The sequence below is a fragment of the Enterococcus sp. R12 genome (assembly GCF_058135755.1).
This window is the reverse complement of record NZ_CM176874.1, coordinates 457438-483859: the sequence shown is the minus strand read 5'-3', so window position 1 is coordinate 483859 and position 26422 is coordinate 457438. Positions and strand designations below refer to the sequence as shown.

The following is a 26422-nucleotide window of genomic DNA, read 5'->3' as shown; positions in this document are numbered from 1 at the left end:
TTCTTCGTTCGTGTCTTCGCTTATTTTGTCAGTGCTTGTAAACTGCGCAAATAAATTTCAAGATTCGTCCGTAGATCGGCAACCGCCATGTACTCATCTTGGTTATGAGCGATCCCTTTTTGCCCTGGAAAAGACGGACCAAAAGCAAGGATGTTTGGCATCTTGCGGGCATAGGTTGCTCCTGTAGTCGTCACGGGGGTTGGATCATTGCCCGTTACTTGGTGATAGATTGTCGATAGCTTTTGGATTTCGGGGGCATCTTTTGATCGGCAGAACCCTGGAATGCTGCGAAGGATCGTAAGGCTTGCCCCTTTTGGCAATGCCTTTTGCACCCCAGCGAGCACTTGTTCCTCCGTTACCGATACAGGATAGCGAAAGGCCACTTCTAACGCTAGTCCACTGGCGGATTTTTGGAGAACCACAGGGGTCAAGATCAATTTTCCTGAGTCGGCATCTTCTAGTACCAAATCAAGGCCTTTGCCATAGTGCTGCTGGTGAAAACTTTGGGTGATCCACTGCAAAGCTGCTTGCAATGACGGTGTCGCCGCCAGTTGCGGTGCCGCTTGCTGCGCAAGTTTTGTAATGGCATTGTCCCCTAGCTCAGGGGCATTGCTAGGGGAGCGTTTGCCTAGTGCTTCAAAGGACTGGCTGCCTACGGTTACCGATAGGTGGTCTGGCACATGATCGCGGAATTGATCGCCAGAAAACGCAGCTAACAGCTGCTGTTCTTGGACGGGCAATGGAAAATCAAGTTGCACATTGACGACACCCCGTTCGCCGTAAACCACTGGATACTTGCAGTCTGGCGTAAAACCAAAACGCGGTGGCTGCTCAACCGCTAGATAATGCGGGATATCCGACATGCCGCTTTCTTCATCTGTACCGAAAATGATCCGCAGCGGTAATTGCGGTTGATGACCAAGGTCTTTCAATACTTTCATGGCAAACAAACAGCTGATGATCGGGCCTTTGTTATCTAAGATCCCTCGGCCATAAAAGTTGCCGTCTTTTTCAGTTAGTGCAAACGGTGGGTAGCTCCAACCAGAACCTGCCGAGACGACATCCAAGTGTCCTAACACACCGATATAGTCGGTATCCGTTGGTCCCCAATGGGCATAGCCGATCGCATCATCGATGACCGTTGTTTGAAACCCGTATGCTGCGCTTTTTTCCATGACGTATGCTAACACTTCTCGTGGTCCTGTGCCATAAGGCGCATGAGGCGCCGGCTCACCTTTGACGCTTGCGATCTGCATCACCTCGCTCAAAAGCGTGAGAAATTCTGACCAATTGGCTTCAATACTTACTGTGAGTGGATCCATTGTCTTCACCTCTAAAGGATTGATTTTATTTTTGACGCACTAATGTATTTTTGAAGGTATATTTGTCTGCTCGGTAATAGGATGTATCGTATAAGATCGGTTTGGCTGATGCGGAATAGGTCATCGAATGGACCAAAAGCATCGGTTCCTCTTGAGGCACCTGTAAAAGTTTCGCAATATCGGCCGGACTTTTCACAGCTTCCACCTCTTGATGGGAATAACCAATCTCGATGTTGGCTTCAATGACTTGATACAAAGACGACTCTAATTGAGCTTTCGTGAGTTCTGCGGTGTCTTCTTGCAGATAGCGTTTCAGTACGTAAAGATTTTCCACCGTCATCGGCTCATCATCAAAGTAGCGCAAGCGCACCAAATAAACGATTGGTTCCTTGGCGTAATCGCCAAACAGCTGACCAATCTCTATCGGGAGCTCTTTGACGGTTTCGATATGCAAAACTTCCGTACGGGTCTTTTTCCCTTGGATTTTGGCAGTCTCGGTAAAACTTTGGAGCCCGCCAGAGCCGCTTTGGATCTTGGGCTGTTTCATGACATAGGTTCCTTTGCCTTTTTCTTTCACTAACAAATTCTGGCCAATCAATAGATCGATGGCTTTGCGCACCGTTAAACGGCTGCACTGAAATTCCTCTGCTAAATCATAATCGGAAGGAAGCTTTTGGCTCGTCACGTACGTACCTTCATGAACCCGTTGCGCAATCTGCTGGGCAACTTCTTGAAATACTGCTTGTTTTTTCAACGTTTCTCCTACTTTCTTTCACTTTGCTACCATTCATAAAACGATCGATTGGCACTGACGCCAGAAGAAACACTGACAAACGCTTGTTCATCGATTCCTTGGATCATGCCTTCGACAGTCTTGAGTTCTCTATGGGAAATGACAAGTAATAATAGTTTTTTCTGTTGATGATCAAATCCACCTTCGACATCGTTGATGACCGTGATGCCTCGCTGCAAGGCACATTGCAACGTCGTAATGACGGGTTCTGCTTTTTCTGTAACGACCAGCAGCTGCACACGCCGCTGCTTCAGGTTGACGTAGTCGACCATCCGCCCACTGATGAAGAAGGAAATGGCACTATAAAAAGCATAAGGCCAGCCAAAGATCAGCCCAGCTGCTAGCTGCAAACTGACATTGAAGCCTATAAAGAAACTGCCGATACTTCTACCAGTGGCTTTTTTCACTAAAATCCCTAAAATGTCAAGCCCACCCGTTGAAAAATCGTCGTTCAATGTCAAGCCCACCGACACCCCGTGCAGCAATCCGCCAAACACGGCACAGATCACCGGATCGGTCGTTAAAGCAATGACCGGTACCACCTTCATCATAACAGAAGACAGGACGACGGTACAAACCGTCATGATGGTAAATTCTCGATCGATTTTGACCCAAGCAACCGCTAACAATGGCGCATTAAAAAAAAGCACCAAAAGCGGGATCGAAAGCTGCAGATTCAACTGCTCATCTAAAAGCTGCGACAACAATTGCGACAAACCAGTGATCCCACTCGCATAAATATTTCCCGGCAGCCAAAAGAGATTTAGGGCAATCGACGACAGCAATGCATAGATCAAAGCAACAAGCATTCGTTTTCTATAACGTGCCATGTTTTTCCTCCTCCACTTCGCTTTTAGTATATATCATTAAGTATATACTGTCACGCAGAAAAAGCAGGCGAAATGAGGGGGAAAACAGGAACGAAGCAAGGTAAAAACACGCCAAAATCAAGGAGAAAAACGTTGGTATCAAAGGTTTTTTAAGATTTTTTTAAAGCGAGTAAATCACTTGAAATTCGCTAAAAAATGAATAAAATAAAAAGTGTAAAAACAAAAGAATAAAGAAAGGATGATTCTTATGACACATGAGATTGTGCCACGCCGCTCAGATTCATACAGTATGACACCTTTTGATTTCTTTGAAGATTTTGGCCGCAGTTTTTTTGATGGGTTTCCATCGAACCTGATCAAAACCGATATTCACGAGAATGACAAGGAATTTCTCGTTGAAGCAGAACTGCCTGGCATCCCTAAAGAAAATATTCAAGTAACCTATGAAAATGGGGTTTTAACGATTACGGGACAACACCAGACGGATCATGCGACCGAAGATGAAAAAGGACGTCTGGTTCGCAGCGAGCGCAGCTTGACAAGCGTTCGGCGGCAATACCTGTTAGAAAACGTCAAAGAGGATGAAATCAAAGCCTCTTACGCTGAAGGAATTTTGAAATTGACGTTGCCAAAAGACCAAGGCAAACAAGCGTCAAAGAAACTGATTCCGATCGAGTAACGAAGGCAATCAAAGCACCGCAGCAAAACGAGCGATCTCTGTTTTGCTGCGGTGCTTGTTTTATTTTAGAAACTGTCCGACTACTAAAAAAATGCACCATCGCTTCTGAGAAAGCGACGGTGCGTTTGTGCTTATTCTTTGGTTTCGTCTTGGATGCTCGTTGCGTCTTCGACATCAGCTGGTTCGATTTGTGTCTCAACGGATGCAACAGTTCCGGGTTTCACTGTGCGGATCGCTGAACGATCAAACTCTAAGAAAATTCCTTCACAGTCGATGATCACGGTGCTTTTTTCTGTGTTGACTTCAGAAAGAACGCCGTGGAGTCCGCCGATGGTTACGACTTCATCGCCAGCTTTCATATTTTCTAAAAGATTTTTACGCTCTTGCTGTTGTTTCTTTTGTGAACGACTCATAAAGAACCACATTGCCACTAAGGCAACCAGCATAAAGAGCATTGGTAAAGATTGTGCCATTTTTTTCACCTCGATTTATTTTCTTTCCTATAAGATACTTTATCAGAATTCCTCTATTATTCCCACCATTTTAGTAGAGAATGTTAGAAATTCCTCGCATTTTCCTTGTTGAACCCATACTCTTCAATAAAATGCTCACGGAACTCCAACAAGTTGTCATCCATGATGGCTTGACGGACATTTTTCATCAGATTCAATAAGAAGTAGACATTGTGGTAAGACGTCAAACGCATACCAAAGGTTTCATCACATTTGATCAAATGGCGGATGTACGCACGAGAATAGTTTTTACATGTATAGCAATCACATTTCTCGTCAATTGGTCGAAAGTCACGGGCATATTGCGCATTTTTCACGACTAAACGACCTTTTGAAGTCATACAGGTACCGTTTCTTGCGATCCGTGTTGGTAAAACGCAGTCGAACATATCAACTCCGCGAATCACGCCATCGATCAAGGAGTCGGCTGCCCCAACGCCCATCAGGTAACGTGGTTTGTTTTCTGGAATCCAAGGGGTCGTAAATTCCAACACGCGATTCATTTCCGCTTTTGGTTCGCCAACTGACAGGCCGCCAATGGAATACCCTGGGAAGTCCATACTGATCAAGTCTTGGGCACTTTGCTTGCGCAAGTCTTCAAAGCCTGCACCTTGAATGATCCCAAACAAGCCTTGCCGATCTGGATTGGCATGGGCTTTCAAGCCACGCTCCGCCCAGCGAGACGTCCGTTCCACCGATTTTTTGACGTAGTCATAGCTTTCATCAAATGGCGGACACTCATCAAAACTCATCATGATATCTGACCCTAATTTGTTTTGGATATCAATCGCTTTTTCAGGAGATAAAAACATTTTCGACCCATTCAAATGGTTTTTGAAATGGACACCTTCTTCGACGATGTTGCGCATTTCGGCTAATGAAAAGACTTGGAAACCACCTGAATCTGTTAAGATTGGTTGATCCCAATTCATAAATTTATGTAAGCCGCCTGCTTCTGCAACAATGTCTTCTCCTGGACGTAACCACAAGTGATAGGTATTGCTTAAAATGACGCCTGCACCCATTTCTTTCAACTCTTCAGGGGCAAGGGTTTTGACCGTTGCTAATGTGCCGACTGGCATGAACATTGGCGTTGGAAAGGTTCCGTGAGGCGTGATCAGTTCGCCTAAACGGGCACCGGTATGCTTTTCTTTCTTTATCAGACGATAACGAATGGCTGGTTCCGTCATTCATTTCCCTACTTTCTCTCTATACTCGATTAACTGTGCAACGCTATCTATGATAAGGGTTGCCCTTACATTTTGCAAGGAAGTTTAAAGAAACTAAGAGTATTTTCTCCTAGTCATGCGAAACATCTATTACTTTTTTTTGAAGATTTAGCGAAAGTTTGCTATCATGTTATTTATATTGAAGGGAGGTTTTTTGAAATGAAATCAAATAGAGAACTAAAAGCAGAAGCAAAAGCAATGCTGCGAGGACGCTGGAAAGACAGTGTTTTGATGTGTATTGTACCGACTTTGATCTCGATCGCTATCGCATTCGTCATTATCGTCCTTACTGTTATTCCATTATATCAAAGCGGTATGTTCAATGATCTTGGTTCTACCGATGCAGTCAATTCCGCTAGCGGCAGTGGTGGCAGTGGCGGCGGCGGTTTGATCAGCGGTCTATTTTCTGCCTTATTCGGTGCTGGGATCTCTTGGACTTTCCTTGATCTTTTACGCGGTAAAAAACAGTCGATCCAACCCTTTTCTGATGTCTTTCGTGGCTTCAGTGGTGCTTTCGTGTTAGGGATCATCGTCATTTATATTCTGTCGACTATTTTCACGACGTTGTGGACGTTCCTGTTTATCATTCCTGGGATCATTAAAGCTTATTCTTATTCTCAAGCATATTTTGTCTTTTATGATACCTATGAAGAAACGGGCATGCGACCAGATTTTCTCAGCTGCATCACAGGTAGTCGTCATTTAATGAGAGGCTACAAAGGTCAACTGTTCATCCTTGATCTGAGCTTCATTGGCTGGCACATTTTGGCCATCATGACTGCAGGAATCGGCTACTTATGGCTGACACCTTACATCAGTGCAACCAAAGCAGCGTTTTATGACAATCTGCCTAAACGAGCACTTGCTTAAAAGATCGGTTCGCCGGTCTTTTTTTTTTGAGGAAAACGACCTTTTTCTTTTGCAAACGCTTCCGTTTCGTGTTATAGTATACGTGTAAGGAAGGTAGCAACTCTGTTGGTGGTTTTCGTAAATATCGCAAACTCAATCTACTAAAAGTTGTTGAACGTACAAGTTTCACCTAGTACCAAACGTGTAAAGTAACAAGAAGAAAAACGTAACAAGGATCGAACATTTCCATATCGAAAAATGATACGTCTCATTTTGTATCGGAATACACGAAACATGTGTAAGTTTGTAAATGAAAACAAATTTTCGAGAAACATTGCTTTGCATGGACCACAAAAAGCGACCACCACTTATACCTTCCTCTAGTAGTAAGCTGGGCGACAAAAAAGCAGTTCTAAAAGTTGAGAAATTGTTTCAACTTAAAGAGCCGCTTACGTCGCTCAGTTTTTTTGTTTATTTTAAGAACATCGCATCGCCAAAGCTAAAGAAGCGATACCGCTCATCGATGGCATGCTGGTAGGCAGAAAGTGTTAGGTCGCGTCCTGCAAAGGCACTGACTAACATCACTAAGGTTGATTTTGGTAAATGGAAGTTGGTAGAAAAAGCTTCCACGATTTTAAACTGATAGCCTGGCGTGATAAAAATACTCGTCCACCCACTATCGGCTTTGATTTGCCCATCAAACTTAGTCCCAATGGTTTCTAACGTACGGATCGAAGTCGTTCCGACTGCAACGATCTTGCCGCCATTTGCCCGAACCTCGTTCAATTGAGCGGCAGCTTCTTCTGTCAAACGGTAAAATTCGCTGTGCATCTCATGATCAGCGATATTATCGACACTCACTGGACGAAACGTTCCTAAACCAACGTGCAAAGTCAGATAAACCAGCTTGACGCCTTTTGCTGCGATCTGCTCCAGCAATTCTGGGGTAAAATGCAAGCCGGCAGTCGGTGCAGCAGCTGAGCCGTTTTCTTTGGCATAAACCGTTTGATAGCGGTCTGGGTCTTCTAGCCGTTCTTTGATATAAGGCGGTAACGGCATTTCGCCAAGTGATTCCAGAATCTCTAAAAAGATCCCTTTGTATTGAAAACGAATGATCCGGCCGCCGTGATCGAGCTCTTCTTCCACCACTGCCTCTAATCGTCCGTCGCCAAAGGTGATCTTCGTGCCGACTTTGGCTCTTTTGGCTGGCTTGATCAAGGTTTCCCACGTATCCCCTTCAATATTATTCAGTAAAAGGATTTCCAAATGGGCACCTGTTTCTTGTTTTTCGCCATAGATACGAGCTGGTAATACCCGCGTATCATTCATCACCAAAGCATCCCCTGGTGCCAATTCATCAATGATGTTATAGAAGTGCTTGTCCTCAAATTTGCCAGTCTCACGGTCAACCACTAATAAACGGGAACTTGAGCGATCGCTTAATGGCGTTTGGGCGATCAGTTCTTCCGGTAATTCAAAATCAAAATCTTCAGTTGTAAGCATGTTGTTCCTCTCTTTCCCTAAATTCTTCTCTATTCTAGCATGTTTTTATAAAAATTGAAAAAACAGCTTTTTATTCTGCCCTTTCTTAGAAAAAAATAAAGAGACTGCTGCCAAGGCGTTCTGCAGAAAAACCCCCTTTTTCCCAATGAAAAATAACGGGGGATCTTCGCCGTTTCTATTCCCTATGCATCGCTCCTTAATTTGGACTTGCTTCTGGCGCTATTTTCGGTTTTGTCTATACAATTATGAAAAAAATGGGCAGATTATTTGAATAACAAGGGACTTTTCGGCATACTTAGTACAGATTCTAAGCCATTATTCAGATTGCTTAAATAAAAATAGAGGTGACATCATGATTGAGTTTCAGCAGGTATCCAAAATTTACAAAGGTGGTAAAGTCGCTGTTGAAGATGTGAATCTTTCCTTTGAAAAAGGCGAATTCATTTGCTTCATCGGGACAAGTGGTAGCGGAAAGACGACTTGTATGCGGATGATCAACCGTATGACGGATCCTTCTAAAGGAAAAATCTTGATCAATGGAAAAAGCGTTACAGAGATCAACCCAGTGGAATTACGCCGTCAAATCGGCTATGTGATCCAAAGCATCGGTTTGATGCCTCACATGACGATTCGGGAAAACATTACACTGGTTCAAAAATTGTTAAAAGTCAGCCAAGAAGAACGCAACAAAACTGCCGAGCGCATGATCGACTTGGTGGAATTGCCGCGAGAAATGCTCGACCGCTACCCCAACGAATTATCTGGGGGCCAACAGCAACGGATCGGTGTTGTCCGTGCCCTGGCAGCTGACCAAGATGTCATCTTAATGGATGAGCCTTTTGGCGCACTAGACCCAATCACTCGTGACTCCTTACAAGATTTGGTCAAAGACTTGCAAGAACGGCTTGGAAAAACCGTCGTCTTCGTTACCCATGATATGGACGAAGCATTGAAGCTTGCTAGCCGCATCGTGATCATGAGTGAAGGAAAAGTCATTCAATTTGATACACCAGAAAATATTCTGCAACACCCAGCAACACCGTTTGTGGAAGAATTGATCGGTGAAGACCGCTTGTTGCAAGCAAAACCTGACACAACGCCAGTCAAAGACGTGATGTTGAATACCCCGATCGCTATCACACCAGAAAAATCCTTACAAGAAGCGATTCACTTGATGCGGGAAAAACGGGTCGATACCTTGCTGGTTACCGATAATAGCAACGTGCTAAAAGGCTACATCGATGTCGAATCCATCGACCGCAACCGTGGCAAAGTTACTAGTGTCGGCGATATCTTGAACAAAGATGTCTTTTTCGTTCGTGAAACCGCCTTGTTGCGGGATACCTTGCAACGCATTTTAAAACGCGGCTTAAAATATGTGCCGGTAGTAGATGCCGACAAACATTTAGTCGGGATTTTGACCCGTGCTTCCTTAGTTGATATCGTTTATGACGTGATTTGGGGCGATGAGCCATCGATCATGGAAGCCATTGAGTCGGCGAAACCTGAAGAAACTGAGGAGGTCTAGCGCATGCAAAGCTTCTTTAATGAATATGGCGGCCAATTGGTCACCAAAAGTCTCGAACATTTGTATATCTCCTTTGCGGCTTTGCTCTTAGGGATTCTTGTTGCTGTACCGATTGGTGTGATCTTGACCCGTTTCCCCAAAGCAGCAACGGTCGTGATCGGCATCACCAGTGCGTTGCAAACCGTGCCTTCTTTGGCACTATTGGCATTGATGATCCCGATTTTAGGTGTCGGAAAAGTCCCTGCTATCGTCGCTCTTTTCATTTATTCCTTATTGCCGATTTTGCGAAATACCTACATTGGAATGAAAAAAGTCGATTGGAATTACCGCGATGTTGCCAAAGGGATGGGGATGACCAACTTGCAGTCGATCATCAGTGTGGAATTACCTCTAGCGATCCCAACGATCATGGCAGGGATCCGCTTATCGGCCGTGTATGTTTTAGCCTGGGCTACCTTGGCTTCTTACATTGGTGCCGGTGGACTTGGTGATTTGATCTTTAGCGGACTAAATAACTACCAACCGCCTTTGATTTTCGCTGGGACGATTCCAGTGACGATCTTTGCTTTATTAGCTGACTGGTTACTGGGTTTGTTAGAAAACAAACTGACACCAGCTGCCTTAAGGGGGGATGCGTAATGAAAAAAACTTCAAAATTAGCGCTGTTGTTTTCCTTAAGTGTCGCTTTACTGTCCGGCTGTTCCTTTCCCGGTTTAGCCTCGACTTCTGATGAGAATACCGTGGCGATCACAGGTGGCATCACTTCCGAAGCCCAAATTCTTGGCGCAGTGGTTGCAGGTATGGTCGAACACTATACGGATAAAAACACAACCGTCATTAACAACTTAGCAACAACGACCATCAATCACCAAGCGATGATGAATGGCGATGCGTCGATCTCAGCTGCCCGCTACACAGGAACTGACTTGACCACGACGTTAGGGTTGGAGCCAGAATCTGATCCGCAAGCCGCCTTTGACAAAGTCAAATCAGAATTTGAGCAACGGTACCAACAGACTTGGTTCCCTTCTTACGGCTTTGATAACACATATGTCTTTCTTGTCAGAAAAGATACTGCCGAAAAATACGGATTGGAAAAAGTCAGTGACTTGAAAGATGTCGCAGATCAATTGGTTGCAGGGGTCGATACCGCGTGGATCACACGGGTCGGCGATGGATACGATGGCTTCCAGAAAGCCTATGGGTTCTCTTTCCAAAACATCCTACCGATGCAGATCGGTCTCGTCTACGATGCTGTTGATAACGGAAAAATGGATATCGTTTTAGGGTACTCAACCGACGGCCGGATCGGCAGTTACGATCTCGTGATGCTAGAAGATGATCTAAACTTCTTCCCGCCTTATGATGCCGCACCGATCGTCGATGACAAATTGTTGCAAGAAACACCTGAAATCGGCGATGCCCTGAACAAATTAGCAGGCAAAATCGATACCGAAAAAATGCAAGAATTGAATTACCAAGTGGATAATGACCTTCTAGAACCAACGGTAGTTGCCGAACGTTTCTTAGAAGAAAATAATTACTTCGAAGGAGAGTGACGAAATGGCAGACATGAATTTATTCCAACAATTTCTTTTCTATTTCCAAGAAAATGGCGGCTATGTTTTTGCTCAGTTCATTCGTCACTTCTTGATTTCAATCTACGGGGTACTTTTTGCCTCGATCGTCGGGATTCCAATCGGGATCTTGATTTCTAAAAAAATGCGTTTGGCAGATTGGGTGATTCGTTTCGCCAATATCATCCAGACGATTCCATCTTTAGCGATGATCTCGATTTTAATGATCGGCATGGGCTTAGGTGTGAATGTCGTGATTTTAACGATTTTCCTTTATTCTTTGTTACCGATCATCAAAAATACCTATACCGGCATGCGCCAAGTCGACCGCAATACGTTAGATGTCGGCAAAGGGATGGGGATGACTAGCTGGCAGCGATTGTATATGATCGAATTGCCATTGTCTGTTTCGGTGATCATGGCAGGGATTCGAAACGCCTTAGTCGTGGCGATCGGTATCACCGCCATTGGCGCTTTCGTTGGTGCTGGTGGACTGGGGGACATCATCATCCGCGGAACCAATGCGACGGATGGTGCATCGATCATCTTAGCAGGTGCTTTACCAACTGCCTTGATGGCGATCATTACGGATCTTGGATTGAGCTTTATTGAACGCCGCTTAGATCCCGCCAGCCGTACTTCACGCTAAACTTATTTGGAAAAAGCAAAAGCCGTTGTGACCATTTATTGGTCGCAACGGCTTTTTTGGTTCGGTCATTTTTCAGAAAAGCATCGCTTCAGCCGCTTCCCTTTTTAGGGTTAACGCCCTGCTCTTTTTTGCTATTTATCCATTCCGTATACTTCGACTTCATAGATTCGGGCTGCTGAGTCTGCTCCTTGTGTTGGTTTATCGATACTGATTTTTACATATTGCACCTTCTTGACGGCAAACGTATTGGTGCTAGTGCCCGCTTCATTTTTCAACGTTCGTGAAACTGGCTCATAGTCTTTGCCATCTTCACTGACGAGCACCGTATACGCCCGCGTATTCATGTCTGGTCCTTCTCCACCAGCTTCCGCATGGGCGAGGCGTACTTCACTGACCGTTTGTGGTCGACCGAGATCGATCATCAACTCATGAGGCGCATTGCCTGTCGCACACCACTTCGTACTCAAATCACCATCGAGGGCAAAAGCTGGTGCTTCGGCATCATTGACAAACGATGAAGCAGTTGCTTCGGCATCTTTTGAAAGCAGCAGCAACTCTTTCGGCGCATCAGCAGAAATCGTGATCAATCCCGCCATTTCCAGAGGGGTCTCTCCTGCTTCGTTTTTGGCAACAAGCGTGACTTTGTAGGTACCTGGTTCCGAATAGGTCACTTGGGGATTTTCTTCTGTACTGCTTGTGATATCGCCGCCTTCAAACGTCCATTCAAATGCTTCGGCATTCGCAGATGAGGTATTCGTGAAGGTGATCGTTTCCCCCGGTGCCGCTAAGGTTTTAGAGGCTGTAAAGGCTGCTTTTGGCAGCTGATTGTTTGGCCAAGTGATCTCCACCGTATCGGATAGCTTGCCGCGATTGCCATAGCGATCCACTGCCACCACCGCGAACTTGGTTTTCGTCCCTTTTGGTCGTTCAACGGCATTCAAATAGTGGTTGGTTGCTGGCGTAGCTGCTAAGAAGGAGCGTGAGCCGTCATCGTTCAATTGGTAGACCTCATAAACCGCAGCTGTCTTGTCCTTGGCAGCTTCCCACGTTAAACGGACCCCCGCATAGTTGCCCTCTTCTTCATCAAAGAGCACATCCTCAACCGTCAATGCTTCGGCAGCGAATTTCTCCGCTTTCTGATCTCCGATCGTTAATTGCCCTAGATTCAACTCATAGACATCACTGGTTTCTTTCGTGGTTATGTCATAACCAATCGCTGTCACTTCCCCTTTGATGTCTTTCAATGAGTAAGTGATCGTCGTCCAGTCTGTTGCGACCTCTTTGTCTCCTTTGATCGTTTGTGTTGAACCATCAGCTAAAGTCACGACCAAATCAAGAGCTGTCGGTACCGTTGCTTTGACAGTCGTCGTCAATTTCGTCTTTTTCGTCACAGGAAATGCTGTCTGATACAATGCCATGTGACTGGTACTGCCTTTTGTCAACTGTCCACGTAGTTTCAGTGCATTTCCGCCATTATAGGCATCCGCATAATTGATTGATACAGCCAGATCATTGTCTTTTCCATGGTCAAAGACCCAACGATAGGTCGGCAAAACAGCTTGCAAGCTTCGGTTGTTCCAATTGCGGCTGGACACTTTTTCTCCCTCGATAAAATAGTTGTAGCCATTCCCCAGACTAAAATTCGTCACAAAAGGCAGCTCTGTGATAGCGGTCTGTTCCAGGGCATAGGTGGAGATCCCAGGCCACTCTGTCGCTTCTGGCAGCTGGCTTTCCCGAGGATCGCCCGTGTTATTGACCCAAAAAGCATTCTCTTTGCTTTGGAAATCATCCGGCGTACTAGCAGAAGAATAGGTCCAGCTAGGCACATACAGGCCCAATGAGGTATAAGGAACGCCTTTTTCATCCGTAAACAAATCCCAGCGTACAGGCGTTGAATAGCCATTTTCTTGCACATCAATCCCAGCAAAAAGATTGTAAGGATCGACACCGATTTCACGGGCTTTTTCATTGGAGGCCTTCAACAGCTCTTTGTCCGCCAGTTTGTCAGTGGTCCACCAGAAATTCAAGAACATACTATCTGCCAATGGGTTCATCTCTGCATCCACTAAATAGGCTTTGTTCTTATCCGTCAAAGCGTTTTGCCAATCCATTTTCCCATCACTCGTCATGGAATCATACCACATGATCTCTAAATGCTCGTCGGCTTGTTCTTTGAATTGGGCAATCAATTCTTGCATCGCTTTGGCGTGGCTTTCATTTAATCCTTTACCATCAGTCCCCGATTGTTCGACACCTTCCGCTGCATCATCAAAACTAGTGACCGCCGTATCGGTTTCTTGATTGATGAACCAGCCATCAAAGCCATACGTATTGGCAACTTCGATCATTTTTTCTACGATCGGAAAATTGCCGTCCTCATCCTTAGCTAAAAACGTATCTAGCCATTCCAACTTCCCACCATGGGCAGTTTGCGGAAAGAAGATCGTTCCTAAAACCGGCACGCCATTCCTATGAGCAGCATCTGTCACATCAGGACTTGGAGGTACGATAATCCCTTCGCCAGAAGAGCCGCCCCAATAAACCAATTGATCGATGTATTGCCAATAAGAAAAGACATTGGCATCAAAGGTATTGATCCCTCGTGGTGCATTGCCGCTCGTACTGCTATTCATGATCGAAAGCGCTACGACTTTGGTTTCTGCCGTTTGCGTGTCATTCATCTTCGGCAACGTCTCTTTAGCTGCCCGCTGCGCTAATGGAACAACGCTGGTATTGTATTTCGCATCTGGATCTTTTTCAAAAGACCATGCCAACAAATCTTCTGGGAACCAATAAGACGACTCCGGTTGATTGTCCATCGCTTTTTCCAACGTACTTTTGGCTGTTTCTTGGTAAACGACTTTTCCAGTTGTCTTCGCCTCACTTTGGGTGCAGCCGCCGATTGCCGTTGCCGCTGCCAATACCAACAAAGATGCGCCAACTTTACTGATTATCCTTGTCACACTTCTTCCTCCTTGTTTTACATAAACCCGCCAACATTCCTACACTAAAACGATAACGCTTTCAAAGATAGGAATATAGGAACAAATTAAAGAAATCATGCAACAAATCCAAGAAGGTTGAGTTTAGAAAAAAAAGAGCCTCCTTTTAGGGAAGCTCTTTGGCCCTGCTTACTTCTTACTCCTTTCCAACGAGCGGCAGCCAAACGCGCATTTCGCCTATGCCCCGATTGCCCCATAAATGGTATGGGATCAGTTGCCACGTACGAGGTATGACCGTTTCCGCTCGTTCTTCGTAAAGGGTTGTTCCCGACCATTCTTCGCTTTGGTAGCCTTTGATCGCCAAGCGTAAAGTAGTTGGCAACAACGTATCCTCTTTCGAAAATGTCGCCTCCAGCGCCTGTGGGTCGATGCGGCAACGCCAGAGTGCTTGACCATTGTCGGCTTCTTCTATGCAATACACGAATGGGCCACGTTGCAATGCGACTTGATTGATGTCTTGAATAACTTGAGGATTCGCACGCAAGATTTGCAATGGTTGTTCAAAACGGATATTGGCCGTCACGTTTTCGACTGCCTCAAAGATGATTGCCTCGTTCGTCTCCTGCCATTCGTGTTCACTATCGATTTGAAACTTACTTAGTCCGTTAGGTTTGTGGATGATGAGCGTCTTTGGAATGCCTTGATAGCGAATCGTGAGGTCCTCTGTAAAAGGAAACCCGCCCGTTTGTTCAAACGTAAATTGATCAGGTTCTTCTAAACGGCTTGCTACAAATAAATTCACGTAAAGCTTCTCTTGATCGCAAGTGTAAACCAAGCGCTGCAGCGAAGCGACCATCCGTGCAAAATTCGGCGGACAACACGCACAACCGAGCCAATCGGGTCGTTGGGCTTTGACGTGACCTTTGCCAGGATTTTTTTGATCTCGTTGGGGATTGACCTCCAAAGGATTCACGTAGAAAAAGTGTTTACCGTCAATTGCCGCACCAGAAAGGACGCTATTATACAACGCTCGTTCCATCGTCGCTAAATATTTTGGTTCATTGGTTAGTTTGAACAGCTCAAAAGAAAATTGGACCAATGCAATAGCTGCACAGGTTTCACAATACATCGTATCATTTGGCAAATCATAGGGACCGACAAAGGCTTCCCCGTGAACGGTTGAGCCGACGCCACCGGTCACATACATTTTCTTACAGGCGATGTCTTCCCAAATCGCTTCGCAAGCATCAATTAATGCTTGATCTTGGGTATGCTGGGCGACTTTTGCCATACCGCTTGCCATATACAGCATTCGTACCGCATGCCCTTTGGCTTCATGCTGCTTTTTAGGTTGATCGTAGGCTTGTAAATAGGTGAGGTCTACCCTTGGTGTTTCATCTGATAAGCCATCCGCTTGGTTTTTCAAGATTTCTTTTTCGTAAAAGGCAGGATCTTCCCCACGTACTTCAAGAAAGAAATCAGCTAATGTCAAATAGGTTTGTTTACCAGTGTATTCATACAAACGCACCAGTGCCAATTCGATCTCTTGATGGCCATCAGCACCTTGAATTTTTCCAGGCTCCCGCCCAAAATACGTGCAAATATTGGCGATATTTTTCTCTGCCACGGTCAGTAATTTATCCTTGCCTGTTGCTTGATCATAAGCGATAGCCGCTTCGACTAGATGCCCGGCACAATAAAGTTCATGACTGAAATACAGCTGACGGTATTTTAACTTCGGTCGGGTCAATTGAAAGAAGGTATTTAAGTAGCCGTCCGCTTCTTGCGCAGCAGCAACTAAGTCAATCACTTCATCTACTGTCGTTTCCAATTGCGGATCGCTAGTATTCAACAAGCTATACCCAGCCGACTCGATCCATTTGTAGACATCACTATCTTGGAAAAACCAGCCAAAATGTTCCCCTTCCATTTGCCCTGCAGCGATGCGAAAATTCGCCAATGCATGGCTTTTCCCAGCTGGCAAATTGGGATCTTCCCGTTCTGCTTGAACATCTACATCGATTTCATCATTTAGGACTTGGTATTGGTAAGGAATCGTTTCTTTGCGAACAAGCTCTTGGTATCCTTGCCAAAACTCGTCCGTGAGCTGGATCTTGTTTAATGCGAATTCTTTCATTACGTTCTCCTGTTCTTTTATTTTGAGATTTTATGGTAAATGTACGAGCTTAGACAGTCGTATGCTTTTTTTCAGGTAAAAAGACATACGCATCTTTTTGTTTAAACAAATTAAGTTGAAAATAAACCAGCGGTGTAACACCAAATACGAAGAATAAACCCGGTAGTAGGTAGTAGCAACAGCTGATCCCGACCATAAGGACGAAAATTTGACCGGTCAATCCAGGTTTGCCAAGCATTAGAATCAAACTTTTTTTAAGCATGGGTTTCCAAGCTCGTTCGTGTTGAAAAAACCAAAAGAGATTGGCTAAAAAAAGGAGACTAATTACTATCAGAAGTTGGATCAACAAATAAACGGTTGTATCGGCTTCGGTAAAGACATAGTGTCTCATTAGCATCAAGTCAATCGAAAAAAGGGCTGCTAAAGGAAGGATAAAGAGTCCTAATCGATTCATTCTCCAAAAGTTTTTTCGAAAGCTTTTTGCAAAGGACTGAAACAATTTTATCGCATTTGCTTCTTGATATTTTTCATCATTGCAAAGTTCGTAAACCGCATTGGTTGCTGGCAATAGTCCGAAAAGAACTAAGCCGAATAAGGTAAACAGCAGCCAATAGCAATGCAACAGAAATAACAGTAAGCCTTTTTTCCCAATGCTCACATGTAAATCGACTAGCTTATTCATGTACTCACCCTTTCATTGCACCAATCATGACTCCTTTATCAAAGTATTTCTGTAGGAAAGGATAGATCACCAAAATCGGTAAGGTCGAAACAATGATGGCGCCATATTTGATCTGATCTGCATATTGTTGTCCGTAGCCATCACCCAAAGCGCCCGCACCACCTGCAGATGCTTGATTTGATAGTAAAATATCTCGCAGAACGATCTGTAAAGGTTGTTTTTCGTAGTCGCGAATAAATACGAGTCCTGTAAAGAAATCGTTCCAATGTTGGACCAAATAGTAAAGACCCACCACAGAAATGACTGCTTTGGATAGCGGTAGCGTCACAGTAACAAAAAATTTTGCATAGGAGCAACCATCTAGAGCGGCTGCTTCATAGAGACTATCCGGAATGCTTGTCTCAAAAAAGCTTCTTGCAATGATCAAGTTATAGACATTGACTGCTGAGGGAATAATAAAGACCCACATACTATCGATCAACCCCACATCTCGATAAAGTAAATACGTAGGGATCAAGCCACCATTGAAAAACATCGTAAAGGTAAAGAGAAACATCAAAAGTTTTCGAGGTTTAAATTCCTTTCTTGATAAGGCAAAAGCTGCGGGCAAAGTAAAAATTAAATTGACCGCAGTTCCTCCTAACGTATAAATCAAGGTATTGCGATAGCCCGTCCAGATCCTAGCATCTTGTAAAATTTTTTCAAAACCAAAAAAGCTGATATTCCTAGGAAAGAGTGTGACTAATCCTTTAGAAACCATGTTGGAATCACTAATTGAAGCGATGACGACAAAAAAGAGCGGATAGACGACAATCAAAAAGATACTCAAGCAAAGTATGATGATCGCTAGGTTAAAAAGAAGATCTGATTTAGGTTTGTTTGTTAGTGATAGATTCATATAGCCACCCCTTTACCATAAACTACGGTTCGTGTATTTTTTCGAAAGACCATTTGCTAAAACTAAAAAGAGAAAATTAATGATGTTATTGAATAGCCCGATCGCTGTTGAATAACTAAATTGACTGTTTAAAATCCCAATTTTATACACATACGTAGAAATGACTTCTGAGACGCTCAAATTCAAACTATTTTGCATCAGGAAAATCTTCTCAAAGCCAGCATTTAAAACCCCACCCATATTCATAATCAACAAAATAACCATCGTTGGCACTAATGCTGGTATATCAACATGGAGGATTTTTTGAAAACGATTGGCGCCATCGATATCTGCTGATTCATAGAGTTGCGTATCGATACTCGAAAGTGCCGCTAAGTAAATAATGCTGTTCCAGCCACAGTGCTGCCAAACCTCAGAAATGACATAGACGGGCACGAACGTACTGTCGCTCCCCATTAAGTTGACAGAAGAATCCAAGTTCAAGAGGTTGACTAAAACACCTGTTTCTGGTGAAAGAAAGACTTGCAATATCCCTACCATCACGACCGTAGAAATGAAGTGAGGTAAATAAACCGCAGTTTGCATGACTTTTTTTCTTTTAGGGTTTCTGATTTGATTGATGATCAATGCCAATAAAATGGGAGCAATGAACCCAAAAACCAGCGTTGTCACACTGATCCGCAACGTATTGACTATCACGGTTTGGAACATCGGGCTTTCGAAAAATTGTTGGAAATACTTGAAACCGACAAATTCGCCACCAGTGAGTCCCTTCGTAAAGTCGAATTCCCGAAATGCTAGTTGGATACCATACATTGGTATGTAATTAAAAACCAAAATGATCGCTAATGCCGGTAAAACCATCAACCATAGCTGCCATTGTCGCCTGAAATGAGAAAGTAACCGATTATTTTTTTTCACGAGAACTGTGTCCATGATCTTCACTCCTTTGATAGATTTAGGTAAATGGCTGGTCTTTGTTATTCAAGCATGAACTTGCGATTGCTTTACTCAACTCTGACCAGCCTCACCACTCACTTAATTCCCGTAATATTGATCAAATCCTTTTTGAACGATCTCGATATTTTGATCTAAGCCGCTATTTTGCAAGGTTGTGACATATTGCTCCCACTCATCTTCAATGCCGCCTTTTGTCACCCATTTAGCAAATTTTGTCATTGCTTCATTGAGGATCGTTGTATTGTTGTTTGCTAGTGTTGTGGCATCCTCATTACTAAATTTCAAGAGATTGAATGGTACTACTTGTTCTTCAGGAACGATTTGATCCACGTAAGGATGCAACACTTCATCTTGGACCTCATTCGCTTTCATATCTGCGCCAAGTTCGACATCAAGAGCGTCTGAAATATACATTGGACTATTGTCCGCCCAAGTTGTTGTCCACTTCCATGTCCCTGGATCGACATTTTCATCTGCAGGTGGCAAGACGCGGTAAGTGTCCCCGTCTTTTTCGATGTTAGTGCCCAATGACCCAAACAATGCTTGGATTCCGATTTCTGGATCGTATAGCGCATTGACGAATTTTAAGGCTCCGTCCATATTTTTGGTTTGAGAGGAAACAACGGCAAAGTTTACCCCATAATTAAGCGAGGTTTCATAGCTCCATGTCGGTTCCACTCCAGCTTTTTGAATCAATGGTGCCATTGATGTATATTGATCTGCTAACTGATTACCAAATCGGTCTGAAGCTTCCCAGCCCCAAGTAAAACCGACTTTTGCCGTCTCGCCTTCTCCTCTACCAGTGGACTGATAGGCACTATAATCTTGAGAAAAAGCCTTAGGATTAATCAAGCCAGCTTCCCAGCACTTGTTCAAAAATTCCACTGTTTCTTTGTAACGCTCATCAACAAAGAAGTTGCCTACCTGTCCATTTTCAGCAAAGTAGCCGGTATTTCCTCCTTCAGAAACAACGATACCCGTACTTGCTAAAAGCTGCATTGGTTGGAAATAGCCAAAACCGCCGGTTCCAACTGGACTCCAATCCATTGGAATTTCATCGCTGGCATCCCCATCTCCATTCGCATCGTTTTCTTTGAATGCGACCAACACTTCGAATAGTTCATCCCATGTTTCAGGTACGTCTAACCCAAGATTGTCCAGCCACGTTTGATTGATATATTGACGAGAAGCAGATTTAGGCCAAAAACGCTGGTATTTTGGTAAGCCATAGATCTCTCCATTCAGTTGAGTAGCAAGTGCTTTTGTTTCTGGTTTTTCTTCAAACATCTTTTGAACATTTGGCAGGGCATCTAAGTGATCAGATAAATCGGTGAACAAGCCAGGAAACTTCGCAAATTCCGCATCCGTCACAACATTTGGTCCCAGAATCAAATCGGGAATATCTCCAGAAGCCAACATTGGGGCTTTTTTCTGATCCCAATCAGCGGAAACTTCCTCCCACTTTATGGTCAGCTCAAGTTCTTCTTCTAGTTTGTTCAACCACTCAATATCTTTGTTCTTTTGCGTCAAGCCATGTTTTACCACTAACACATTTAACTGGTTGCTTGACGACTCTCCATCTCCCTCACTTGAAGATCCTCCCCCGCATCCAGAGAGCAATCCGATCAATGCTGCAGAACAAAACACCAAACCTAATTTTTTCATTTTCTCATCCCTTTCACTCTTGTTACACTAAGTATAACGTCGAAAATGAAAACGCTTTTATTAACAATTTTTACTTCTACTCTCTTTTTTTTACTCGCCAACCATTTTTACATGATCCGCTTCATTCATAGTCCATAATGTTGCGGTTAAACTGATATGGAGAGATTCCTACACGTTCTTTAAAAACACGAAAAAAATAATTATAGTTCGCAAATCCGCTTTGCCTTGCGACTTCATTGACACTACAAGACGAGGTACTCAACAATAATTTTGCATAATCGATCCGCAACTCAGACAAGTATTTTGAAAAAGACTGTCCCCATTGCTGCTTAAACACCCTACTTAAATAGGAATAATTTAAATCAATCGCTTCGGCGCAGGTCTGCAAGCTGATCGGTTCTTTGAAGTGTTGATGAAGATAAAGAATACATTTTTTTACCGGCTCGTCAACAGGCTTAAAGACTTCTTTTTGGAAATTTTTTACACTTAATGAAATGGCTTCAAAAAAATCTGCTTCGATTCTTAGTAACGTATCGAACTGTTGATAATAATTGATTTGAATCATCGTTTCCATCGGCTGTCTAAAGCTATTACTCATCGCTAAACTGATTTGAAAATCAATTTGTGCAATTAGCTCTAAGGCCAGCGAACGTGCGACCCGTTTTTCTCTTATATACTCAAACAGTTTTTTACTATAATATTCGATGTTTTCTGGTTCGATGTATTTGGTATAAAAATAGATTTTTTTCAGATACAAAGCGATCTCATGCTGTTGAAAGACGTTTTTACTGCATTCTTGGCTTGAAAAATGCAGCAACTCATTCGGACGTGAAAAAAAGAGTAAATCTGAGATTCGTTCATCGCTCTTAAATAGTTCTAATACCTCCGACAGTTGATTGCTTACTGGGGATCGCAGGAGAAAAAGTTCAACATCTAGTAAGCGCTTGGCAGCATGGTAGCACTTGGTTTTGATCGTTTCCAAGTAATCATTGATCGCTTTATAGGATTTGATTTTTGCAAACGAGTAAAGCATAAAAAGCTTCCCATCATCAGTCACGAAAGAGAGCATTTCTATGGTTTCATTCTTTGTGTCTAAAATCAATTGCTCTAAAACAGCGCTCACTTTTCGTTTATACTTTTCTTTGTCCCAAACATTTTTGCTGATAGAGATAGGTATCATAACAAGTCCTACCATTTTTTCAGTTACAAAATGCGGATACTGTTGCATCAAGAAGCTTGTATTTCCATGAAAAAAGTCTCGTAGAGAGGGTGTCTCGTAAGCAGGCGCAGCCATTGGCTCGTCTGTAAAAAAATTGATTTTTTTCAGCGCTTCCGAAATCACATCCTCGCTCAATTCATGTTTCAAAAGATAGTCAACGACTCCATATTTCATGCTACCACTCGCATAATTAAAGTCGGCGTAGCCACTCATCACGATCACTTTAGTCGTGCGATCGATCAGTTCCAATTGTTCTAAAAAGGCTAAGCCATTCATAATTGGCATATTCATGTCTAAAAAAATGAGATCTACAGAATAAATCTCCAGATAATTTAACAACTCGTAAGGATTTGCCGTACTGAGTACAATTTCAAATTGAGGGAAATTTTGTAAAATAGTACTTATTTTGTTGCGTGAAATCAACTCATCATCTAAGAGGGCTATTTTTTTCATCGTCTTTTTCTCCAATCATAGGAAGCTCAATAATGACCCGGGTATAAACCCCTAACTCTGTTTCATATGTGATCCCATAGTCTGGACCATAGTAGAGCTTGATTCGTTTATCGATATTATGGATACCAATTTTCGAATAGTGTTTTCCATTGCTTTTTTCTCGCTCATTTATCTGTTTTATCGCTTCTTCTGTTAGTCCATTGCCATTATCTTCAACCATTAAACAAAGCTTATCTCCCTTTTTTTCTCCACTTATTTTTATTTGCCCTTTTTCGCTATTCGTTCCAACAAAATTGTGCAAAATGCTATTTTCAACAATGGGCTGCAAAATAAATCGAAGGATACGGCAAGATAAAATCGCTGGATCAAGCGCCCAATGAACATCAAAGCTATCAATATAGGCAACTTTTTGGATGGAAACATAGCTTTTGACATGGGCTACTTCTTCAGACAAAGGAATCAAGTCTTGTCCCTTATACATCGTGGCATGCAACAATGATACAAGTGATTTCGAAAGATGGGCAATATTGTTAGCCTGTTGTAATTCAGCCATCCAGGTAATCGAGTTTAGCGTATTGGACAGAAAATGGGGGTTGATTTGAGCTTGTAGAAAGTCGATTTCAATTTCTTTTTTCTCTTTTTCTCTGGCTTTATTTTCTTCCATTAAAGTATTGATATTGGCAACCATCGAATTAAAGACTATACTCATTTGTTTTAATTCGTCATTTCCTTGAATCTCAACAGTGGTCGATAAGTCCTTATTCTTGACCCGCTCCATTGCTTGGTTTAATTGATCGATTCGTTTCGACAGTTTTAATATAATCAGCGTAGCCACAAAAATACTCATGCTGACGATCACGATACACAGGAAAATCATCAGTCGCAAATTCTGTGTCAACGGTCCCAAAAATGGTTTTTTGGGGAGATGGAGATGAAACCACGCTTCGACTTCTTCACTATAGAATGATTTCTCATACAAATTGGCTTGGTCTTCATCAATGGTGCCAACTTCAGCAAGCACCGTTTGCTTTTGATCTAACAAGGCGATCTGCGTCCCAGCTGGGAGGTTTTCTAATTGATCATTAAGAAACTCGCTTGTATGAAGAAATCCCACCAAGTGCCCTAGGACTACTTGTCCGACTTTGATTTCATTTTTGATATAAACAGTCGAATCATCAATTTCTCTTGCATAAGCGGCCTCATTGGTGTAACCAATCAACGTTTCTTCAACAACTGGATCAACTAACCCAAACGACATCAACCGATTTTCTTTGGAATAAATCGCCATTCCCAGCAAATAAGGTTGAAATTGATACAATGGTTCCACGATCTCCTTCAATTCCATGGTCAGTTTGATGCTCTCAAAGGTGTCTCTCGTAATCCGTGGTTGTTCACTGGCCTCTTTCAACGTGTCGTAGCCATCCATAATCAATTTATAATTGATATGATTAAGATCCGTACTGATCGTATGGATATTACGTAAAATAGAGACCTCGATCTCTTTCGCTTGGATCTCCATATTTTTATCAATGATCTTATTCGCGGTATTAGAAAAAAAGAGAATGATCAGTGACGAAGTAACGACATTCGCAATAATGATCGTTACCATAAGTTTCATTTTTATCTTCAATCGCTTCACACTTTCTAACTATCTGTCTTTACTTCATTCTTAAAAAAGCTGTATGTTCCCCTAATATATGTTGTCCGGCTTCTTCTTTGATTTGATGGGTGTAGATTTGACGATAAACTTTAGGACTCATGCCTTTTTTCTGTTTAAAGGTATTGGTAAAGTGCTGCCTACTGTTGAATCCTGCTTGAGCGGCAATTTCGACGATTGGCAGCTGACTATTGCTTAGTAAAAATGCTGCCTGCTTCAGACGCTCACTAGTGAGAAAATGGTTGACCGTCACTCCCAGTTGCTCATGAAAGAGTTTATGCAAGTAGGCTTTCGTAATCCCCACAGCCGCTGCGATTTGGGAGACTTGAATATCTTCATCAAAATGCTGTTGAATATAGTTGACCGCAGCGTTCACATAGCAATTGCCCCGTTTGGTTTCTTTCGTACGTAATGAAAAGGCTAATTCCATCAACATCCGCTTAAACAAGAGCTCGATCGTAAATTGCCGTTCAGCAGACGGTTGCTCTTGAGTATCATCGATCATTAGCAGCTGCAGCAATGACTTGATCGCTTGTCCAAATTGGCGGACATCGCGACTTTTCGCGTAAGGCTCATTCAATTGTACATTTCCTTTGATGTATGCAAAAACATCACGAACACAAAGGCCGGACGGTGTCTCACTCAGAAGAAATTCAATATTCAGTAAGGTGCAGGAATCTCCTTCAACGAGTAAGGCGTGTTCCACAAACGCATTTATGAAAACGAAATCATTTCTTTCCAGAACAATTACTTGATCTTGCACCTTTATCTTACACTTCCCTTTGGTCACAAACATGATCTCACACGCTGGGTGTTGATGTGGATCCATGGAAAAACGCTCAAGGGCAACACTATAGTATGCTGTAATCTTCGCATAGTTTGTTTCTTGTGGAAACACCATTGATCAACTCCTTTTTCATTCGTTGACGATTTCTTTCTTTTTTATTTCTAGTAGACAAAACTTTCCCTCTCTTTTTTATTGCTTACTATACTATAAGAAAAACGTACTAGGAGGAAATCAATGTCTTTTTTACATTTTGCACAAACACCCCCAATGGGATGGAATTCTTGGGACTGCTATGGCGCTTCTGTAACCGAAGCAGAAGTGATCGCCCATGCAGATTTTATGGCAGAGCATTTGAAAGCTTATGGTTGGGAGTACGTCGTCGTGGATATTCAATGGAGCGAACCAGAAGCAAAGTCTACAAGGTACAATGATTTTTATCCGTTGTGTATGGACGACTATTCTCGCTTGATTCCTGCTGAGAACCGTTTCCCTTCAGCAAAAGATGGCGCTGGTTTCAAAAAACTTGGTGACTATCTGCATCAAAAAGGGCTGAAGTTTGGTATCCATATCATGCGCGGCATTCCACGACAAGCAGTTCATCAAAATACGCCGATCAAAGGAACGGATAAACGGGCACGGGACATTGCTATGAATTCAATCTGCCCTTGGAATTCCGATATGTATGGGGTCGATGTTTCATTGCCTGAAGGACAGCTTTATTATGATTCTTTGCTCGAATTATATGCTTCTTGGGGTGTTGACTTTATAAAGGTGGATGATATCGGCGATTCGAAAATTTACGGTGATGCCCATAAAGCAGAAATCAAAGCGATTCGCCGTGCGATCGATCGATCGGGTCGAGAGATCGTCCTTTCTTTGTCTCCCGGACCAGCTGCCCTCAAAAATGGTAGTTTCTTTCAAAATCATGCCAATATGTGGCGCTTGACGGATGACTTTTGGGATCATTGGGACGCCCTTTACGCCATGTTTGACCGAGCAGCAGAGTGGGCACCTTTCGTCCGTCCAGGTAACTGGCCTGACTGTGATATGCTACCGTTGGGTCATATCGGCATTCGGGCAGTTGATGGTGGCGGTGGTGATAGTTGGACACGTTTTACGGAAGACGAGCAATACTTATTGATGAGTTTATGGACGATCTTCCAATCTCCATTGATGTTCGGTGGTACTTTACCAGACATCGATCCCTTTACCTTACGTTTATTGACGAATACTGAAGTCTTAGAAATGTATCGAAGAATTCATACGAAAAAAGAGTTCTATCGTGATCAAGAGTGGATCATTTGGGAGGCGTTGAGCGACACAGCCATCTACTATGCCATTTTCAATGTTTCTGATCAAACGCAAACCATCCCAAAATCGATCGCTGCTTTACTACCAATTAAAAGCGGCACTGAGTTATGGCAACAAAAAGAACAAACAATTGCCGATGCTGAGGTTCCTACTCATGGTGTCTTGTTACTCAAAAGCCCATTACAATAGTCCTCTCAATGAAAGCAACACAATGTGCTGAGCACATTGTGTTGCTTTTCT

At 43.1% G+C, this 26422-nt stretch carries 22 protein-coding genes; 7 read left to right on the top strand and 15 right to left on the bottom strand.

What is annotated here, in order from left to right; genetic code table 11:
• Nucleotides 1-20: 20 nt before the first annotated feature.
• From ACTW1R_RS02265 to ACTW1R_RS02255, 3 genes are read right to left on the bottom strand one after another with little or no spacing between them, the layout of a single operon-like run.
• The gene (locus ACTW1R_RS02265; RefSeq protein ID WP_271814292.1) at nucleotides 21-1322 is read right to left on the bottom strand and encodes a Sapep family Mn(2+)-dependent dipeptidase; all 1302 of its coding nucleotides are present in this window, start codon (nucleotides 1320-1322) and stop codon (nucleotides 21-23) included.
• Nucleotides 1323-1347: 25 nt separating this feature from the next.
• Nucleotides 1348-2076, bottom strand: coding sequence for a GntR family transcriptional regulator, LSA1692 subfamily (locus ACTW1R_RS02260; protein WP_016609636.1), 729 nt, complete (start codon nucleotides 2074-2076; stop codon nucleotides 1348-1350).
• Nucleotides 2077-2102: 26 nt separating this feature from the next.
• Entirely contained in the window at nucleotides 2103-2945 is an 843-nt protein-coding gene (locus ACTW1R_RS02255; RefSeq protein ID WP_005227341.1) for a YitT family protein, read from the bottom strand.
• A 247-nt stretch (nucleotides 2946-3192) separates the two neighbouring features.
• Between ACTW1R_RS02255 and ACTW1R_RS02250 the strand changes: the two genes are divergently transcribed.
• Complete coding sequence (locus ACTW1R_RS02250) at nucleotides 3193-3624, top strand: Hsp20/alpha crystallin family protein (RefSeq protein WP_005227339.1); 432 nt, start codon at nucleotides 3193-3195, stop codon at nucleotides 3622-3624.
• Nucleotides 3625-3755: 131 nt separating this feature from the next.
• Here the strand turns inward: ACTW1R_RS02250 and yajC are convergent, their stop codons facing one another.
• Both yajC and tgt read right to left on the bottom strand, forming a co-directional pair.
• Nucleotides 3756-4097: a preprotein translocase subunit YajC gene (yajC, locus tag ACTW1R_RS02245; protein ID WP_005232170.1), complete on the bottom strand. Its 342-nt coding sequence runs from the start codon at nucleotides 4095-4097 to the stop codon at nucleotides 3756-3758.
• A gap of 83 nt (nucleotides 4098-4180) precedes the next feature.
• On the bottom strand, nucleotides 4181-5326 hold the full coding sequence (gene tgt, locus ACTW1R_RS02240) for a tRNA guanosine(34) transglycosylase Tgt (RefSeq protein WP_005227333.1): 1146 nt from the start codon (nucleotides 5324-5326) through the stop codon (nucleotides 4181-4183).
• Between the two features lie 198 nt (nucleotides 5327-5524).
• Here tgt and ACTW1R_RS02235 point away from each other — a divergent pair, with 198 nt between their 5' ends.
• Nucleotides 5525-6235 carry a DUF975 family protein gene (locus ACTW1R_RS02235; protein WP_010748743.1) on the top strand — a complete coding sequence of 237 codons (711 nt, stop codon included), beginning with the start codon at nucleotides 5525-5527 and terminating at the stop codon, nucleotides 6233-6235.
• A gap of 450 nt (nucleotides 6236-6685) precedes the next feature.
• Here ACTW1R_RS02235 and queA read toward each other — a convergent pair whose 3' ends face one another.
• Nucleotides 6686-7717 (bottom strand): tRNA preQ1(34) S-adenosylmethionine ribosyltransferase-isomerase QueA, encoded by a 1032-nt coding sequence (queA, locus tag ACTW1R_RS02230; RefSeq protein WP_010748742.1) that lies wholly within the window; start codon nucleotides 7715-7717, stop codon nucleotides 6686-6688.
• 352 nt (nucleotides 7718-8069) lie between these two features.
• Between queA and ACTW1R_RS02225 the strand changes: the two genes are divergently transcribed.
• Genes ACTW1R_RS02225 through ACTW1R_RS02210 form a run of 4 tightly spaced genes read left to right on the top strand, consistent with a single transcriptional unit; the run spans nucleotide 8070 to nucleotide 11471 of the window.
• A complete protein-coding gene (locus tag ACTW1R_RS02225; protein ID WP_005227327.1) occupies nucleotides 8070-9245 on the top strand; it encodes a betaine/proline/choline family ABC transporter ATP-binding protein in 1176 nt (391 codons plus the stop codon).
• A gap of 3 nt (nucleotides 9246-9248) precedes the next feature.
• Nucleotides 9249-9884: an ABC transporter permease gene (locus tag ACTW1R_RS02220; protein ID WP_016609633.1), complete on the top strand. Its 636-nt coding sequence runs from the start codon at nucleotides 9249-9251 to the stop codon at nucleotides 9882-9884.
• Nucleotides 9884-10804, top strand: a complete 921-nt coding sequence (locus ACTW1R_RS02215; protein WP_087626851.1) for an osmoprotectant ABC transporter substrate-binding protein — start codon at nucleotides 9884-9886, stop codon at nucleotides 10802-10804. The genes ACTW1R_RS02220 and ACTW1R_RS02215 overlap by 1 nt, the downstream gene beginning before the upstream one ends.
• A 4-nt stretch (nucleotides 10805-10808) precedes the next feature.
• The gene (locus ACTW1R_RS02210) at nucleotides 10809-11471 is read left to right on the top strand and encodes an ABC transporter permease (protein WP_005227316.1); all 663 of its coding nucleotides are present in this window, start codon (nucleotides 10809-10811) and stop codon (nucleotides 11469-11471) included.
• 131 nt (nucleotides 11472-11602) lie between these two features.
• On the opposite strand, the gene ACTW1R_RS02205 is transcribed toward ACTW1R_RS02210, so the two are convergent.
• The 9 genes from ACTW1R_RS02205 to ACTW1R_RS02165 form a co-directional block, all read right to left on the bottom strand.
• Nucleotides 11603-14434: an endo-beta-N-acetylglucosaminidase gene (locus tag ACTW1R_RS02205; protein ID WP_375853071.1), complete on the bottom strand. Its 2832-nt coding sequence runs from the start codon at nucleotides 14432-14434 to the stop codon at nucleotides 11603-11605.
• A gap of 175 nt (nucleotides 14435-14609) precedes the next feature.
• Nucleotides 14610-16550, bottom strand: a complete 1941-nt coding sequence (locus ACTW1R_RS02200; RefSeq protein ID WP_270290067.1) for a glycoside hydrolase family 127 protein — start codon at nucleotides 16548-16550, stop codon at nucleotides 14610-14612.
• A 49-nt stretch (nucleotides 16551-16599) separates the two neighbouring features.
• Nucleotides 16600-17232, bottom strand: a complete 633-nt coding sequence (locus ACTW1R_RS02195) for a DUF624 domain-containing protein (RefSeq protein ID WP_060792627.1) — start codon at nucleotides 17230-17232, stop codon at nucleotides 16600-16602.
• Nucleotides 17233-17236: 4 nt separating this feature from the next.
• Entirely contained in the window at nucleotides 17237-18130 is an 894-nt protein-coding gene (locus ACTW1R_RS02190) for a carbohydrate ABC transporter permease (protein ID WP_271814286.1), read from the bottom strand.
• A gap of 12 nt (nucleotides 18131-18142) precedes the next feature.
• Complete coding sequence (locus ACTW1R_RS02185; RefSeq protein WP_271814284.1) at nucleotides 18143-19066, bottom strand: ABC transporter permease; 924 nt, start codon at nucleotides 19064-19066, stop codon at nucleotides 18143-18145.
• Nucleotides 19067-19168: 102 nt separating this feature from the next.
• Entirely contained in the window at nucleotides 19169-20755 is a 1587-nt protein-coding gene (locus ACTW1R_RS02180; protein WP_271814282.1) for an extracellular solute-binding protein, read from the bottom strand.
• Nucleotides 20756-20876: 121 nt separating this feature from the next.
• Nucleotides 20877-22427: a response regulator transcription factor gene (locus ACTW1R_RS02175; RefSeq protein WP_271814279.1), complete on the bottom strand. Its 1551-nt coding sequence runs from the start codon at nucleotides 22425-22427 to the stop codon at nucleotides 20877-20879.
• Nucleotides 22402-24045: a sensor histidine kinase gene (locus ACTW1R_RS02170; protein ID WP_271814277.1), complete on the bottom strand. Its 1644-nt coding sequence runs from the start codon at nucleotides 24043-24045 to the stop codon at nucleotides 22402-22404. The genes ACTW1R_RS02175 and ACTW1R_RS02170 overlap by 26 nt, the downstream gene beginning before the upstream one ends.
• Before the next feature lie 40 nt (nucleotides 24046-24085).
• The gene (locus ACTW1R_RS02165) at nucleotides 24086-24985 is read right to left on the bottom strand and encodes a helix-turn-helix domain-containing protein (RefSeq protein WP_060792630.1); all 900 of its coding nucleotides are present in this window, start codon (nucleotides 24983-24985) and stop codon (nucleotides 24086-24088) included.
• A gap of 120 nt (nucleotides 24986-25105) precedes the next feature.
• On the opposite strand from ACTW1R_RS02165, the gene ACTW1R_RS02160 reads away from it, so the two are divergent.
• Nucleotides 25106-26371 carry a glycoside hydrolase family 27 protein gene (locus ACTW1R_RS02160; protein ID WP_271814276.1) on the top strand — a complete coding sequence of 422 codons (1266 nt, stop codon included), beginning with the start codon at nucleotides 25106-25108 and terminating at the stop codon, nucleotides 26369-26371.
• Nucleotides 26372-26422: the final 51 nt, after the last annotated feature.